At 42.0% G+C, this 17,348-nt stretch carries 16 protein-coding genes; all 16 read right to left on the reverse strand.

Annotated elements, in window-relative coordinates:
* Positions 1–5: 5 nt before the first annotated feature.
* The 16 genes from mutL to AB5026_RS03475 all read right to left on the reverse strand — a co-directional run bounded on the left by mutL (position 6) and on the right by AB5026_RS03475 (position 16,978).
* Positions 6–2,120, reverse strand: a complete 2,115-nt coding sequence (mutL, locus tag AB5026_RS03400; protein WP_368212740.1) for a DNA mismatch repair endonuclease MutL — start codon at positions 2,118–2,120, stop codon at positions 6–8.
* Between the two features lie 5 nt (positions 2,121–2,125).
* Positions 2,126–4,744, reverse strand: coding sequence for a DNA mismatch repair protein MutS (mutS, locus tag AB5026_RS03405; RefSeq protein WP_368212767.1), 2,619 nt, complete (start codon positions 4,742–4,744; stop codon positions 2,126–2,128).
* Between the two features lie 555 nt (positions 4,745–5,299).
* Entirely contained in the window at positions 5,300–5,479 is a 180-nt protein-coding gene (locus AB5026_RS03410; protein ID WP_110103134.1) for an AlpA family transcriptional regulator, read from the reverse strand.
* Between the two features lie 84 nt (positions 5,480–5,563).
* Positions 5,564–6,667, reverse strand: a complete 1,104-nt coding sequence (locus tag AB5026_RS03415; RefSeq protein WP_368212741.1) for a DUF4179 domain-containing protein — start codon at positions 6,665–6,667, stop codon at positions 5,564–5,566.
* On the reverse strand, positions 6,640–7,194 hold the full coding sequence (locus AB5026_RS03420) for an RNA polymerase sigma factor (protein WP_118511542.1): 555 nt from the start codon (positions 7,192–7,194) through the stop codon (positions 6,640–6,642). Before AB5026_RS03420 ends, AB5026_RS03415 begins: the two co-directional genes overlap by 28 nt.
* A gap of 299 nt (positions 7,195–7,493) precedes the next feature.
* Positions 7,494–7,751: an Ig-like domain-containing protein gene (locus AB5026_RS03425; protein WP_294415093.1), complete on the reverse strand. Its 258-nt coding sequence runs from the start codon at positions 7,749–7,751 to the stop codon at positions 7,494–7,496.
* Positions 7,752–7,866: 115 nt separating this feature from the next.
* Positions 7,867–10,512: an ABC transporter permease gene (locus tag AB5026_RS03430; protein WP_368212743.1), complete on the reverse strand. Its 2,646-nt coding sequence runs from the start codon at positions 10,510–10,512 to the stop codon at positions 7,867–7,869.
* Between the two features lie 15 nt (positions 10,513–10,527).
* Entirely contained in the window at positions 10,528–11,199 is a 672-nt protein-coding gene (locus AB5026_RS03435) for an ABC transporter ATP-binding protein (RefSeq protein ID WP_368212744.1), read from the reverse strand.
* A 135-nt stretch (positions 11,200–11,334) separates the two neighbouring features.
* The gene (locus AB5026_RS03440) at positions 11,335–12,234 is read right to left on the reverse strand and encodes a sensor histidine kinase KdpD (protein ID WP_173759225.1); all 900 of its coding nucleotides are present in this window, start codon (positions 12,232–12,234) and stop codon (positions 11,335–11,337) included.
* Positions 12,227–12,904, reverse strand: a complete 678-nt coding sequence (locus tag AB5026_RS03445; RefSeq protein WP_161208810.1) for a response regulator transcription factor — start codon at positions 12,902–12,904, stop codon at positions 12,227–12,229. The genes AB5026_RS03440 and AB5026_RS03445 overlap by 8 nt, the downstream gene beginning before the upstream one ends.
* A gap of 172 nt (positions 12,905–13,076) precedes the next feature.
* The gene (locus tag AB5026_RS03450; protein ID WP_161208812.1) at positions 13,077–14,033 is read right to left on the reverse strand and encodes a helix-turn-helix domain-containing protein; all 957 of its coding nucleotides are present in this window, start codon (positions 14,031–14,033) and stop codon (positions 13,077–13,079) included.
* A 249-nt stretch (positions 14,034–14,282) separates the two neighbouring features.
* Positions 14,283–14,663: a hypothetical protein gene (locus tag AB5026_RS03455; protein WP_059085804.1), complete on the reverse strand. Its 381-nt coding sequence runs from the start codon at positions 14,661–14,663 to the stop codon at positions 14,283–14,285.
* A 53-nt stretch (positions 14,664–14,716) separates the two neighbouring features.
* Positions 14,717–15,049 carry a DUF3784 domain-containing protein gene (locus AB5026_RS03460; RefSeq protein ID WP_059085803.1) on the reverse strand — a complete coding sequence of 111 codons (333 nt, stop codon included), beginning with the start codon at positions 15,047–15,049 and terminating at the stop codon, positions 14,717–14,719.
* 124 nt (positions 15,050–15,173) lie between these two features.
* Positions 15,174–15,590, reverse strand: coding sequence for a YjdF family protein (locus tag AB5026_RS03465; RefSeq protein WP_015525019.1), 417 nt, complete (start codon positions 15,588–15,590; stop codon positions 15,174–15,176).
* Between the two features lie 248 nt (positions 15,591–15,838).
* Positions 15,839–16,243: a hypothetical protein gene (locus AB5026_RS03470; protein ID WP_110103126.1), complete on the reverse strand. Its 405-nt coding sequence runs from the start codon at positions 16,241–16,243 to the stop codon at positions 15,839–15,841.
* A gap of 51 nt (positions 16,244–16,294) precedes the next feature.
* Positions 16,295–16,978: a hypothetical protein gene (locus AB5026_RS03475; protein ID WP_173758373.1), complete on the reverse strand. Its 684-nt coding sequence runs from the start codon at positions 16,976–16,978 to the stop codon at positions 16,295–16,297.
* Positions 16,979–17,348 lie beyond the last annotated feature (370 nt).

The following is a 17,348-nucleotide window of genomic DNA, read 5'->3' on the forward strand; positions in this document are numbered from 1 at the left end:
GTATCTTACACGATACGTTTGAATTTTTTTTCGATTTCTGTCTTGCTCATGGCAATGATCGTTGGTCTTCCATGAGGACAGTTATAAGGATTTTCCAGTGTCAATAATTCATCGATCAGCTTGTCAGCTTCCTGAGGTGACATGGAATGATTGCCTTTTACAGCAGCCTTACAGGCCATGGTCGCAAGCCTTGAGGCAAAAATTTCAAAGGCATCCTTGGAACCGTCTGCAGTGAGATGGTCCAGCATTTCCAGAAACAGCTCTTCTTCTGTCATTCCCAGAAGGCTGGAGGGAACCGCACTGATACTGTACTCCCTTCCGCCAAAGGGTTCGATCTCAAAGCCGAAATCCCGGAAATACTTTTTGTTTGCCTTCAGCAGATTCTCCTCCTCAAGGCTGAGTGAAACGATCAGTGGGGGACTTACATACTGGGACTGGATGTTCTGGGACTGAAACTGCTTTACAAATCGCTCATAATATACTTTTTCATGGGCAGCATGCTGGTCAATGATATAAAAATTATCCTCAAACTGTACCAGCCAGTAGGTATCAAACAGCTGTCCGATCAGTCTGTGGCGGCTTCTGGATTCAGGAGCAAGAAGCCGTTCTTCGAACAGTTCCAGCTGTTTTGGCGGTTCCTGTTCCTGCGATTTGATCGGCTCGTTGTCTACCTCAGGAGGTGCCGATTCAGCAGGCTTTTCAGAAATCACTTCATAATCTGCTGTTTCTGCAACGGAATTTTCATTTCTTCCGTCTTTTAATGTTCCGGAAAACATTTCCTCTTCTTCTTTTGTGAAAGGCTGCGATCCATATACGGGATTTTCCCGCAGAGAATCCACACGTTTGTATTTATCTGCAGAAGAAGCTGAAGAATTGTGAGCTGTTTCAGCTGAACCATAGGAGGCGGTACCATTTGTTGGCTTATTATAAGGTATCGATGGAACCGGCGCTGTACTACGTACTTCAGAAGCTGTCGGTGCAGCATGGGAAGCTATATTTGCCGTCCGATTCGGGTGACCGTACATCTCCTGCCGCCGTTTTACTTCAAAAGGCTCCGGAATATTTCCTGGCTTTATCTGTTCTGTGCGGGGTGTCGGTTCGTCTTTGCCCACAGATACCTGCGGGATCAGTTCTCTGTGGGTCAATACCTTGCGGACAGTTTCATAAATGGCCGTATAAACTTCGGTTTCTCTGGCAAAACGCACTTCTCTCTTTGCGGGATGCACATTAACATCCAGGTCATTGCCGTCCATTTCGATCCGAAGTGAGACAAACGGAAATTTATGCTGCATGACAAGTCCTTTATATCCGTCCTCAATGGCCTTGGTAATGATCTTGTTTTTTACATATCGGCCATTGATATAATAATTCTCAAAAGTGCGGTTTCCTCTGGAAATCTCCGGTTTTCCCACAAAGCCTTCGATCTTCATAAAATCATTTTCATAGGAGACTTCCAGAAGTGCTTTGGCGATCTCCCGTCCGTAAACGCTGTAGATCACATCCTTTACGCTGTAATTTCCGGAACTGGAAAGTTTCACCTGACGATTCTGGATATATTTAAAGGAAATTTCCGGATGGGAAAGCGCCAGCTGTTCCATCAGCGTATTGATGTAACCGGCTTCTGTCATGTCGGATTTCAGAAATTTGCTTCTTGCAGGTGTGTTGTAAAAAAGGTTCCGGATCAGGAAGGTGGTTCCCTCCGGTGCGCCCATCTCCTCCAAAGACTGTTCTTTTCCACTTTCGATCACATAGCGGGTACCGCTGATCCCGGAAGGAGTCTTTGTGATCAGCTCCACCTGGGAGACGGCGGCAATACTGGAAAGTGCTTCACCACGGAAGCCAAGAGAGGCAATGTGGGTCAGGTCTTCTACTTTTTCAATTTTACTTGTGGCATGGCGGAGAAAAGCAAGCGGAACCTGCTCTGCATCCATTCCGGAGCCATTATCCGTGATACGGATCAGCTTTTTTCCGCCGTCTGTGATCTCTACAGTAATAGCGGTAGCACCTGCGTCAATGGCATTTTCCACAAGCTCTTTTACAACAGAGGAGGGGCGCTCTACGACCTCTCCTGCTGCGATCTTATCAATGGTATTCTGGTCTAAAACTGCAATTTTTTTCAAGGGTATCACCACCGGTTCTTAATTTTGTTCTGCAGGTTATAGAGAATATTCAAAGCTTCCATTGGTGTCAGATTCCCGATCTCCAGGTTTTTGATCTCTTCAATGATATCATTGTCCTGTACCGTGTCAAACAGTGACATCTGTGCCATATCTAACTGATCATAGGTGATCTTCTGCTTTTTCTTTGGAGCAGTCAGATCTTTTACAGCTGCAGTGATATCTGCATCACTGAGCTCCTCTACCAGTTCCTTGGCACGCTGGATCACGGAATCCGGAACACCGGCAAGCTTGGCTACCTGGATACCATAGCTTTTATCTGCTCCGCCTTTTACGATCTTACGCAGGAATACGATATCGTCACCTTTTTCCTTGACAGCGATACAGTAGTTGTTGACACCAGAAAGCTTGCCTTCCAGTTCGGTAAGCTCATGATAATGGGTCGCAAATAAGGTCTTGGCGCCGCAGAGTTTGGTGTTGCTGATGTGTTCGATCACTGCCCAGGCAATGGAAAGGCCGTCAAAGGTACTGGTTCCACGTCCGATCTCATCCAGGATCAGAAGACTTCGGGAAGTGGCATTACGAAGAATGTTGGCAACCTCTGTCATCTCCACCATAAAGGTACTCTGTCCGCTTGCAAGGTCATCGGATGCTCCCACACGGGTGAAGATCCGGTCAACCACACCGATATTCGCACTGTCCGCAGGAACAAAGCTTCCGATCTGTGCCATCAGTACGATCAATGCTGTCTGGCGCATGTATGTGGATTTTCCGGCCATGTTCGGTCCTGTGATAATGGAGATACGTTTTTTGTGGTTGTCAAGATACGTATCATTTGGAATGAACATATCGTTTTCGATCATCTGTTCCACAACCGGGTGGCGGCCATTTCGGATATCGATGAGGCCGGTCTCATTGATCTTGGGCCGGACAAAGTTATTCCTCTGTGCAACCAGTGCAAGGGAAGCAAAAACATCCAGAGCAGCTACTGCCTTTGCAGTACGCTGGATACGGACAACCTCAGCTCCAACCTGATCACGGATATCTGAAAACAGTTCAAATTCCAATGCATAAAGCTTATCTTCCGCTCCAAGGATCAGATCCTCCAGATCCTTCAGCTCCTGGGTGATGTAACGCTCTGCGTTGGTAAGGGTTTGTTTGCGGATATAGTCCTCCGGCACGAGATCCTTGAAGGTGTTGGTAACTTCTAGGGAATAGCCGAATACACGGTTATATTTGATCTTCAGGCTCTTAATACCGGTGCGTTCCCGCTCTCTTGCTTCCAACTCAGATAACCACTTCTTTCCATCTGTCCGGGAGCGGCGGAATTTATCCACATCTTCATTATAACCTTCCCGAATGATACCGCCGTCCTTCTGGGCAAGGGGCGGATCATCAGTAATGGAATTACGGATCAGAGCGGTAATGTCTGACAGTGGATCCATGTCTTCATTGATCTGCATAAGCAGCGGAGAGTTAAATCCTGCAAGGATCTGCTTTATATAAGGCAGCATTTCCAGGGAAGAGGCAAAGGAAACCAGATCTCTTGGGTTGGCAGATTTGTAGCTGATACGGCTTATCAGACGTTCCAGATCGTAGATCGGATTTAAGTACTCCCGGATCTCATCACGATCCATAGGTTTTGCGTTCAGTTCTTCCAGGGCACCAAGTCTCTTTTCGATTTCCTCTGCATCGATCAGAGGCTGCTCCACATAAGAACGAAGGGTTCTTGCACCCATGGCAGTTTTGGTTTTATCCAGAACCCAGAGAAGAGAACCTCTTTTCTGCTTTTCGCGCATGGTTTCTACAAGCTCCAGGTTACGACGGCTGGAGCTGTCGATGAGCATATATTTTTCAGCAGAGTAAGGGCGGATGCTTGCCATATGGGAAAGTGCTGTTTTCTGTGTTTCCTTCAGATACAGGAACAGTGCACCGGAAGCAATGATCCCGCTGTCATAATCTCCGATCCCGAGACCTTCCAGATTTCCGACATGAAAATGCTCTTTCAGGGTTTTCTGGCACAGCTGGTCGTCAAAGTACCAGGGATCCAGAGCAAATACACAGATCCCAAGACGCCCCTTCAGATCCGCTACATCCACACCGCTTAAAAGAAAGGCGTCGTTGCAGATGATCTCGGCAGGTGTGAATTTATTGATCTCATCCAGAAGCTTCTGTGGTTTATCCAGTTCTGTGAGAAAACAGTCACCGGTTGTGATATCTGCAATTGCACAGCCAAAATGATCTCCAATGGAGACAATGGACATCAGATAATTGTTTTTTGACTCGTCCAGTGACATGGTATCCAGAGTAGTTCCCGGTGTGACAATGCGGACAACCTCTCGTTTAACAAGACCCTTGGCTTTTTTCGGATCTTCTACCTGTTCGCAGATGGCAACCTTATAGCCTTTTTCGATCAGCCGGTTGATATAAGTTTCCGCAGCATGAAAAGGAACGCCACACATGGGCGCTCTCTCTTCCAGTCCGCAGTCTTTTCCTGTAAGTGTAATTTCCAGTTCCCTGGATGCAGTCAGTGCATCCTCAAAGAACATTTCGTAAAAATCGCCCAGACGGTAAAAAAGGATACAGTCGCTGTACTCTTCTTTGGTCTTTACGTATTCTTTCATCATCGGTGATAATGTACTGGTATCAGCCGGAAACCCAGTGTTTATGCGGGTTTCAGATGCCTCATATTCTTTTTTGACCCACTTTTGCCCCATTTTTTTTTCTTCTTCAGTGTTTCTTGCTTTTTCCAAATATTTAAACCTCTTCCTAAATTGTCATTTTATCAGTAAAATCAGATTTCTTTTCCATACTTTTCTTCATAATTTCTTATCGTGGTTGCTTTAAGATTCCGAACCTTATAAAGTTCCATCCATTTCTCATACCATTTTGAAACGGACATACTCGAATCAAAGCCTGGAATACCTGGGAGAACTTCCGCCAAATACATGTTTCTTTGCTTTTTCACCTGCTGAAGATTTGTTCCATAGATAGAAAAAGGCGGTTGCCAGATCCCTTAATTGTGATTCTGGCTTCTTACCGCCCATCTTTTCTTTGTCGGATTCCCTTACCTATTTCTTTTCCTCTTAGATTTTTTCCATAACATTACCATCCTTTTTCTAATAACAATAGATGATCATGCATGGCACTGGACTTAATTTTAACACAACCCCAAAAACCTTTCAAGACTGCCGATCTATCCATTTCTGAAATTTTTTCTTATCAATCAGGGTTCTTCGCCCAATTCGTACCATGAAGGTATTATTCTTCATAAGAATTCTCATGGTTTTCTCTGAAAGACCTGTGCGTTCACAGGCTTCCTTGACTGATATAAGAATCTTATCGTTATCTGCTGCTTGTATTTTTTATGTATCATATATATTACAGCCAATATCTGAAGGCAGATGATATTGGCTGTTCCTCTCTTCGATTAAATTATTCTTTTGTCATCTGATTTTAATTTCTATTTTTCCTTCCACTGGGCTATATAAATCCAGAGGATCTTCATCACTTTCATAAACACGTCCTACGCCTTCTCCGTAAGTATCTTCTGTTCCTGTTTCATATTTTTTATATGTTGTTCTGTTTTTTTCTTCTTTATTTACATATAATTCTAATGTCACCGTTTTTGCATCTGGAGAAATTCCTTTATATTTTGTATTATTTCTGCTTTCTTCAAACACAGTCTCTGTGTCTCCATAATTTGTCATTCTATAAAGCCCCTGATTTCCTTTATCGTCGGTTCCTATTAAATAATAATCTTCATATTCTTTATTATCCAAATTTCCATAAATTGTACTTGCCAAATCGTTTAAGCTCATTTTTGAAATTGTCAGATTTTGATTTGGAGATATCTTTATTTTTTTATTCACATTTACATCTATGGTATTCTTCTCCAGTTCTTCCCAATTTGATGAAAATTCAAAAATATAGTCATCCGTATCTTCTGTATCTGCAGTATCCATTTCTGTTGGATCAAATAACCATACTTTCATTTTTATATCTGCTGTATTGTCTTTAATAGTTGTATCTTCCAGCCTATAATGACAAACCTGACCATCTGTTCCGTTCTCCTTTTTCTCCAGAGCATATGTTCCATCTAACTGTGCCGCTTTTCCATTTATCTCCACTTCTGTTAGTAGAATAGTCTCCTTTTCTTTTGAAGCATTTATATTATCAGATATTGCCACCCATAAATTCTCCTTATCCGCAGCAATTTCATCTAATGTAATAGAAATTCCATTTTTAGTAATCGTTTTTCCAACACTATCTATATATGATTCTACATTTTCATTAATCCCCAATGCAGTTTGAATCCACGAAGTAATCTGTTCCCAGGCCGCCTTTATCTCGTGCGGATGTCCCAAGCCTCCTATCAATAATGCTATTACAACTCCTGCTGCTGCAATCTTTGCTAATTTTAATTTCAAATTAACATTTCGCTTTTTCCATGGCAAGGAAGCTTCGTAAACAAATTTTTCATCTATTTCTCCCATCAAATCCAAAAAATTGTTTTCTTTTTTCATATGATTTCTTTCACCTCTTCCCATAATTTGTTTCTGCTTCGAAAAAGACTAGATTTAATTTTAGTCTCAGAGCATCCATGTCTTTTTGCAATGTCTTTAATATTATCCATATACCAATATCGCCTGACAAAAATATCCCTGTCCCCTGCTTTTAAATCACTTAAAAATTTTTCTAAAATATTCAAAATTTCCTTTTTCTTTATATCCTCTTCCACATAATCCTTTATTGTATTTTCCAGTTTTTCCACTTCACCACAAATATCCATCATATGTGTATCTGCTCTTTTTGAAGCATTTTTCTTTCTGAAATTGTCCAATGCCAAATTTCTGGTTATTTTTCCAAGAAATGCAGATAATTTTGTTGGCGTTTTGGGCGGAATCTTATTCCACGTTATCAGCCATGTATCATTTACACATTCTTCTGAATCTTCTGTGTTATATAAAATATTCCATGCAATCTTAAAGCAAAATTTTTCATACTTTACTTCTACCTGGCGAATTGCATCTTCTGATCTTTCTAAAAATAAATTTATAATATGTATATCTTCCATATCACATTTCTCCCCTGTATATTAGTGTTTTTATGCAGATAGGTTATTTGCAGTGTGCCATATTAATGTTGTCTATTATATATAACGTATTTTTTTCTGTTTGGTTGCACTTTTTTTATAAATTTTTTTGTTACCATAATTCCATTATCACTATAACATATTATCTAATCATTCTTCTCTCCCTGGTCAACTATTAATATCGTAATCTACTTCTGCAAATAAAGCTACATGCAAAAAATGAAAAAAGGAGCTGACATTCCATGTGTATTCATGAAAGGCAGCTCCTGCTTAAATCATTTTTATTTAACTACTACTTTTACTTTTTTGCGGATCTTTCCAGATTTCACTGTGATATAGGCTGTTCCCTTTTTCTTTCCAGTGATCACACCACTGGAACTTACCGTTGCGATCTTCTTATTTGAAGAACTGTAGGTAACCTTCTCCTGGGAAGTGATCGGGCCGATGACCGGTTTCAGCGTAAGTTTTTTATTTCTTGCAACGGTCACGCTTGATTTCAGTCCGGTGATCTTTGTTGTTCTTACTGTTGTTTTTTGCACAGTAACGGAAATGACCTGTTTCTTGCCGCTGGCCAGTGTAATGGTCACTTTGATTATTATTTGAATTCCAGCCCTCAGCCTTTTCATTGACAGAGGGCTAATTTTGGCTTAACAATTATTGAGCATCCCTTAACTGATCTACAATGCTGCATTTCGCTGCGTTATCATACATCATGCAGGGAATCAGCCACCCAAGCAGAAGAAATACCGGAATTGTCAGCAGGACAGGCAGAACGGTGAACCGATACTCAAAGAACCAGAACATACTGCCCAGCATTTTCCCCGCAAGAGGTCCCACCGCCAGTGAAAGCACAAAGGCCACCGATACGGAAGACATTGCGTAAAACAACCCCTCGTAGATCAGCATGGTTTTGAGCTGTCGGGGCGTCATTCCTACAGCCTGAAGCACCGCAAATTCCCGGCGGCGGGAAAGAATACCGGTCATCATGGCGTTGAAGAAATTTAAGAGTCCCACCAGCCCAATGATAGCACAGAGGATACCACCGATCAGAAGGAACATCTGCCGGAACTGAGCAAACTCAGAGCGAACCGTGGCTTTGCTTTCATACATCAAGGGCGAAAACTCACCGGACGTGAGCTTTGACAGATATTGCTCTGCTTCGGCCTCGTCAGCTTCGTCCGCTGTGTCGAACAGGTAGAGCATCGGAACGACTGCACCACCGCTGTCCCTCTGTGCGGTGTCCACAGGCAAAACTGCGTTATATCCAATACCACCATAACGATAACCCATGGAGTTCGGAAGTTCTACCAAGGCGCAGACCGTGTACTCTACATCTCTGGCCCCATACAATTTTGCCTGAAGGTACTCCTCCGGTGTGTCTTCGTTGCACAGTTCCCCGGTGCGGCTGTCGATATATTTCACATCATCCGCATAGGTAGCCGTGATCGTGTCTCCCACCTTGGGGTAGTATTCAGGATTGGGCAGATTGCCGTAATCATCCAAAGAAACCGCAATGGCAATGGCGTTATTGTCCGGCTCCAGCATAGGAGAAATATCTCCGTCGAACACTTGCAGCTTGTCAAACAGACTGTTATCCAGAGCCTCGATTCTGGTATCTCCCATCACCATATTGCCCCGGTGCTCCATGCGGCTCATATGGCTGTCCAACTGCTCGGCGCTTTCGTACCTTGCATAGTCTTGCCGCAGAGCATCCTCCGTCATCCACAGGTATGCGGTTTTTAGCACAGCATATCCCGTGCCGGAAAGACTGGCCTTTGTGTTTGCTGCGATCTCCTCGATCTGTTCTGGCGTGATGAATTCATCTGCCGGGTTGAAACGGAAATAGTCGGGAGTGCTGACGATAAAATCGGCGCAGGTCATGGAGGATACATACTTCTCCATGCTGAAGCCTCCCACAAAGGCACACAGCGCATTGAACAGTGTCACCGACAGTGCCAGAGACACCACCACCAGCACCGTCTTTTTCTTGTTTCGTCCCAGATTGGCAAAGGCCATCTGATGGAGCTTGGCTCCCCGAGTGCTGCGCTGTTTTTTCTTAGTCTGTATCGCATCCGTATATTTGGTAGCCTCTACCGGAGAGACCTTGGCTGCCATTTTTCCGGGCTTGGAACAGGACAAAAGCACCGTCAACAGGGCAAACAGCATGGAACCAAGGAAGATCACAGGCGAAGTGCTGATGGTGGTGATGCCTGCATCCAACTGGGTGGAGCGCAAGACAACAGGTACCAGAACAGCGCCGATGCCGTAGCCCAGCAACAGTCCTGCCGGAATGCCGATCAGACAAAGTAGAAGTGCCTGCTGGCGAATGATACGTTTGAGCTGCCGGGGCGTTGTGCCAATGGTTTTCAAAAGTCCGTAAAACCGGATATCCCCTGCAACAGAGATCTGAAAAATGTTATAGATGATAAGATACCCGGTGAAAATCACCAGCAGCAGAAAAGCTGCTATGGCGACCATCAGCTCTGGATCGAGCTGCGACTCCAGCTGGGATGAGGTATATCCCCAGTTAACACCGATTCGGACGCTGTTGGGATCAGTATAGCTGTCCCAGGTGTAGCCAAGATCGGTATCCACCTGCTCCATCTGCCCTTGAATATTTGTGCCGGAGGCCAGCATGACATTCAAATCGGTGCGGAAAGGCTGTAACCCTGTTTTCACTGCCTGCGCTTCGATGTCATCTGCGTAATCACGGCTGATGTTGATGTAGTGAACAGGCATTAGTTCATCATATTCCCAATAGCCCACCAGCGTAAAGGTATCTGTTACAGTAAAGGCGGTTTGATCCTTGTCCGTGATGGAATAGGAAACCGTGACCTCGGCGCCCAGCTCCGGCGTTACGCCAAGCAGCTGCAACGCTGCCGTATCCATGGCTACTTCTTTGCCGCTTTCGGGCATCCGCCCGGTAGTAGGGGTGGCATAGCTCCATTTGGTGCAGTTGGCATCCATGTAGCTGATCTCTGCAGGCGTTTTGGAAAAGACTCCTTCCGCAGTGATGCCAATCACCTTCCGTGCCCCCACAGCCTTCACCTTTGGATGAGCAGCGATACGTTCCGCCTGCTCGGGGGAAACATCTTTAAAGGTGCCGTGTGCATAGCCGCCTACCTGCCGAAACTGGTAGGTTTCATAACTGGCGTTCAACGACAAGACAATGGTGAACATGGAAGTAAATAGCAGCGTTGTCAGCGCAATGGCAAAAATGGCGATCAGATTGCGGCGACGGTTCGCATAAAGGGATTTTAAGCTGAGCTTTCGAATACATTTTCTGTTTTTGACATTCATCGTAGCCACCTCCCGTTAGTTCTGGGAGACGATCCGACCATCTTCGATACGGATAATGCGGTCTGCCATCTGCGCAATTTCTTCGTTGTGAGTGATCATTACGATTGTCTGGGCGAACTTTTGACTGGTGACTTTCAAAAGGCTCAATACATCCTGGCTGGTTTTGGAATCCAGATTGCCGGTGGCTTCATCTGCCAGAATGATAGCGGGTGCTGCCGCCAGCGCACGGGCAATGGCTACTCGCTGCTGTTGACCGCCTGAGAGCTGATTGGGCAGGGCATCCAGACGGTCGCTCAGTCCAAGCGTCTGCACGATCTGCTGCACAAAAGCCTTGTTTACCTTTCCGCCATCCAGTTCAGTGGGTAGAATGATATTTTCATATACATTCAGCACCGGAACAAGATTGTAGCTCTGAAATACAAAGCCGATTTTCCTGCGGCGGAAGATGGTCAGCGCTTCCTCCTTCAGGGAGAAAATATCCTGTTCGTCCACTATGACCGTGCCGCTTGTAGGGCGATCCAGCCCACCCAGCATGTGTAACAGCGTAGATTTGCCGGAGCCGGATGTGCCGACTATTGCAACAAATTCGCCCTTCTTCACACTTAAATCAACTCCATCCAACGCATGAACTGCGTTATTGCCGGAGCCATAAATTTTTTTCAGGTCTTTTGCCTGTAAAACCTCCATAAATGAGTACCTCCATGAAAAAATCTGTATGTATGAAAGGAAATGATCCTTTGATACATACAGATTATCGCATAAGATTCTTTCCACATTCTTTCCTGCGGAAAATGAAATCTAACAATTTTGATAGAATTGTTGTTATTTCGGCAGAAATATGGAAAACGTACTTCCTTTTTCCGGAACGGAAGCAACCTTGATATAACCACCCTCGCCGGATATGATCTGTCGGGCAAGGTATAAGCCGATGCCAACCCCTTCTTGTTCCTGAACAGCATTTGAACGATAAAAACGGGAAAATATCTTTGCCTGCTCGTTTTCCGGGATACCTGAACCGGTATCCGATATATCGATCCTTGTAAACATTTCGTAACTTACGGTAGAAATCGTGATTGTTCCATGCTCCGTATATTTGATGGCATTGTCTACAATATTAGCCAGTGCTTCCGCTGTCCATTTGAAGTCAAATGTAGCGGAAATATCTGTATCGTACAGATATATGGATAATCCTTTTCCAGAAGCCTTGGCGGCATATTGTTCTACTACGCTTTCAAGCAGCGGCTGAAGTGATGCTTGCTGAGGGGAAAGTGAAATGATCCCATTTTCCAGTCTGGAAAGTTTTACGAGAGAATCAATCAGAAATCGTAGCTTTTCCGATTGTTTGTACAGTGCCTCCACGTTTTCCTTTGCCGATGCAGGCAGAGTTTCCTCCATCAAAAGCTCGCTGTATAACAGCAGGTTTGCAATCGGCGTTTTCGTCTGGTGGGAAATGTCCGCAATCAAGGATTTGATTTTGTCTTTTTCCTGTGCCATATTTCGAGAAGATGCTTCTGCGGCAGAAAGATAGTGTGCAAACTTTGTTTCCAAAGCAGACAGCTGGCTTTCATCAAAAGTTGTTTCAGAAAAGGAGCCGGTCATGGCGGCGTCCAGCATCCTTTCGATTTCTTCCATCGCTTTTATGACCTTTCTCCGCTCCCATAATACAACAGCTGCTGCCGCCAGAAAACACAGCAGTATGATCGCGATGCCGCTTTTATTCATCTTTTGTCACCCAACTATAACCGATTCCATAGACGGTTTTAATGTATTTCTGTGCCCCAAGCTTATCCCTCAGACGCTTGATCGTAACAGACAAAGCATTTTCATCCACATATTCAGCACCATCTGTCCAGATCCTGTCTACAAGGTCTCCACGGGTCATGGTTCGACCACGATTTTCAACAAGCAGACGCAGTAATTTTTGCTCTGTTTTACTCAATTCCACTTTTGAATCTCCCACATAAAAGGTCATAGCCTCAAAGTCAAAGTGAAAAAGATCAATATGGATCGGTGCATTTTTATGGCTTGACGTTTGCTTTCGCAGTTGGGTATTCACCCTTGCCCGCAAAACCGAAAGAGAAAAGGGCTTGGTAATGTAATCATCAGCGCCCCTCTCCAGTCCGTCCACGATGTCCAGATCGGTATCATTGGCAGTCAGCAGAATAACAGGAATCCCGGGTGTGTTTTCCTTGACCTCCCGGAGCAGCTCAAGCCCACTGCCATCCGGTAGATTGATATCCAACAGGATCAGGGATACACCGCCGCAAAGCAGCTGCTCCTTCGCCGTTTTCAGGTCTTGGCAGGAAATAATCTTCCGATCATCTACTTTCAGTGCTTTGCATAAACCTTGATTCAAACCAATATCATCTTCAACAATCAATAATTGCTCCATATATCTCACTCCCTCGTTACTCAAAGGTATTCGGCAAAGTTAATAACAAGACACAAAAATAACCGCCCCAGCAAAACTGAACGGTTATTTTCAATCAATTAAGTATGTGGACTAACCGTTTATCGGCAGCACACTTTTTCTATAATCATATTAGCACGCATATGTGACAATGTCAAAAAATTTCTTCATTCTCTTGGTTATTAATCTCCTTGATCAGCTGTACTGCCTTCTCTGTATCATCGGTTTTCACGAATATATCCACGCCATATATTCCAAATCCGGGTGCCCCATGCATTGCAACATTCGCACCTGCTTCCTGGGAAAAAGCTTCTATTTCACTTTGCTTTAACATTTCTACGAGCTGTTCTGTCTCTACTATATTCTGTGCATTATAAATCTTTGTCCATTCTGTCTTAGATTGGGAAGTTTCTTTTCTCTCCTGAACATTTGGTGAATTCTGATTTCTTTTTCGATTAATAAATGCTAAGGTCCTAAGAATAATAAATGACACAATAGTAATACCTATCAGAAATCCCAATGCCAATCGTGTTATCTGTGTTTCTGTAGCTCCCATTCTAAATAAACATATACCATAGATGACTGTAAAAATTCCTGCACATATTACACTGGTGAGAAAATTTCGCCATATAGCAGCACTTTTTGGCAGGCATTTATCCCATATTCCATTATACACCATAATAGCTACATATAGGATTCCTCCTACTAAGACAGTTACTATCTCTCCCAAAACCAAACGAGTATCCACCATTAATAGCATCTGAATAATAATCGCTAACACACCAATCACAAACATTGATGCAAATGCAAGATTTCCAGCCTTTAATGCTTTTTGTTTCACCCATTCTTCATACACCGCAACTTTGTCCAGTGTTTCTTTCATATCTTTATTCATAGTCTGGCTCCTTTCTCCATCCAGGAGCTCTCTCATCTCAACATCGTAATATTCAGCAAGTTGAACAAGTACACTGAGATCTGGCATATTTATTCCTGTTTCCCATCTGGAAACTGTTCTTGCAGATACCCCAAACTTCTCGGCAAGCTGTTCTTGCGTAAGATTCTTTTCTTTACGACATTGCTTTAAAAAAGCTCCAATCTTTTTTGTATCCATATCTCTACCTCTCTTCCACTTACAGCTTACCAATATGCACCAAAATTACCACGACATAAAACGAGAATCCGTTAATTTTCAACCGGACATCTTATGTCTGGAATAAATAAACGGTATTTTCATACCGAAAACAAATACCTATAATCATTCCAACATTCAAACAAGAAGTATCTCTCGCCCAATGCGCTCGGTCATATGTGAGAATGTCACAATTTTTTTAAACTCAATATTGCAAGACTGCTGGCATTGTTATTTCTTCTCATTCAATAATTCTTTTACTCTTTTAACCGGAAATCTATCTTCAATATCAACTACTTCAAACAGATTTAATGGCAATTCCTTTTCACCAATCAGGGAAAGGTATTCATTAACAGCTCTACGATCAACCATAATCTTTCCATGTCCTGCCCAATGACGATTGCTCTCTTCCTTTTTCAGTCCGGAAATCCAATATTTATCACCATTCTCAATATCTATATAATTTGCATAGTTACCGATATTTTTCTGAAAGGCATGGTCATTAAAATAGATTGTTTTCTTACTTTTTGAAGTTTTGACATATCCAATCCATGCCGGACCATCATCAGAATATCCCGTTTTTAATTCAATATACATCAAATTGTTAATCATTCTTATTCTCTCCTGATTCCAAATTTTGCAACATCTCAACTAACTGGAAGTTATTACTTTCTGCATAGCGTGTTTCCCAAAATGATAATTACCGCGACATCAATCAAAATAATTCCCAATGCAATATATACAAAAAATGCAGGCAAAATATTTTCAAGCACGCCCATAATTAATGCAAGAATTGCTATAATAGACATTCCAATTCCCATTGTTCTGCATAACTTCTTTTCATCATATTTTTCCTTTTCTTCTTTTGTAGCTGTATTATATCCAGAAATAAACCAGCTTCCGTGTCCAGAAAGTAAAGTTATAGAAAGTGCAGCAAATATTACAAAGACAATCCACACTATCCAATCAGAACCTGTTGCTAAATCTGCTAATTTCATCTATATGCTCCTTGAATTCCAATTTTCTAAACTCTCAATTCCATCTTCTTGCCATTCAAACAAGAAGTATCTCTCGCCCAATGCGCTCGGTCAATCCCGATTTGAGTTAAAGCCCAAGAGGCTTTTAATGCCCCTTATGCTTTTCTCTTTTCTTTTGCTGTTTCAATTCAAACATTCGCTGTTCTTTCGCCTCTTTTTTCTTGCGATTTCTCTCTTTACGCTCCTGTTTGTTATGTTCCTGCTGTAACTTCAATGCTTGCTGCGATTTTGTGCCAATACCTGTCCCTATTGTCTGCTTTTTTACTTCTCGATGCATCCGTTTCGGATTTCTTTTTATATCCTTTACAACAGTTTCAACAGCCGGACTGAATTTCAAACTGAAATAGTATTGTTGAATATATTCCTGCACTTCGTAATCTTTTGGTTCTGCACCAAATATTACCTTCGCTACAGATAATTTACCATCCTCAATACGCTCGAATACGCCTACCCAAAATGGTTCTTCAAAATATACCGTCAGTTTTCCATTTGTTTTGTCCATAAAAATCCCTCCTAAAATGAATTGAACAAAGAATGGACAACCCGGAGGGGCAGGTTACTTACCCTATTTACATAGGACGGCTGGGCTACATACCAGCTCTAGCATATCTTAAAAATATGCATTGCGTTTTTATCTTGTTTTTATCATATAAAGTGCAATATCACACAATATATCCTTACAATTTATATATTCTAATTTCTATAGTAAATCTATACAATCATCTTTTCCATTGATAGTACGAGACGATTTTAACATAATACTTTATCTGCTTTCAACACATAATCATGGGAACATATAATTCTGCTTCTCTGAATGATATCACCTCTAACAGAACAGTTTCCTTTTGCACAGCCTTCTATCGGTGTAAAATTTTCGCAGGAACCACATTTTCTGCGTTCCTTTTTCATTCCACGTCCATCGCACCGGATCATTTCATAACCAACAATGTATTTTTGCAATTCATCTTCCGGGATTGTCTTTTCGAGCTTTTCCCCTGCATCATTTCTCAGTTCAAAATGAATATCCTTGCCATTTATGTCTGCTTGCAAGGCTATATTATTATTTAAGAGACCTTCCTCGTTTAACTCATTGATTTCTTCACAATCCAGATTTTCAATAAATTGCAAAATATCTTCCATTATGTCCACAGACAAGCCATATCCTCCAGAGCTGTATTCATAGAATATATTTCCATAATAATCGCCTTATTTTAAGGTTATCGCAATCACATAGTCCCTGGATTTGTAATCATCAGATAGATCATGGTACATTTTTGTCTTCTCCTTATACTGATATCTGTTCTGGTTTTCTTCCCTATACTTTTCATTTTTTATTTTATCGACTGCATTTTGTTTTTCTATCTTTGCTTCCATTGCAGCATAACCATTTTGCTTAAATTTTTCTATCAGCTCGTCCCCATAACAATCACGAAATTCTTCTCTACATTTCTTTAATGCATCCAGCTGTGTAGATAAAAACTCATCAAAGAAGCTTTCCGGAATATGTAGCCTGCTTGAAAATTGTCTTTTTCTCTTTGGTATCGTTTTTTGTGTGCTGGCATATCCCAGCACTCCCATAGACACATCTAATACCCCTGCTAATTCTACTGAATTTAATTCATAGACCTTTTCAATCGCATCATAAATATTTATTTCTACATCGACTCCCTGTTCATCCTGTTGTAAAAGATCCAGAAATTTTTCATAACTTATTTTACATCTATCATAAGGTCCCTTAATATACCAAGGTGCTTTTTTCGTAATCTCCGTATAATACTCCAAAGAAGCTTCCCAGTCATCGCACTCTTCGTCTTCCTTACATGTGCTATACATACCACACACACCATTAGAGTCAAATCCACAAGTTTTGCAAGTTTTGTCAACCCTCATACTGATCCCCTCTCAATCCATCAATACTTTTTTGCATAGATAAATTTTTTCATCGAATTCTTTCCTTGTAATTATACACTTTTTCTGATGATATTACTATCTGCATGGATATTTGAACTTACTATTGAACTCTTCTTACTGAAAACTATAGATACTCAATTTGAACATACGTTTTTGACAATTACATTGTATTTCAACCCGAAGATTCTTATTGTCATTCAGTGTGTTTATAAATGAATTTTATTATATATTCATAAAATTTTATACTAAAAACTTCAAAATAGTGATACTATATTTATATTTAGATTAAAAAACCAACAACATATACAACGTCACCTTTTTTCTTTCCAAATACACTCTTTTGGGTTCA

Source organism: Blautia sp. RTP21359st1_E11_RTP21359_211015, assembly GCF_040910705.1.
Taxonomy (GTDB): Bacteria; Bacillota; Clostridia; order Lachnospirales; family Lachnospiraceae; genus Blautia_A; species Blautia_A fusiformis.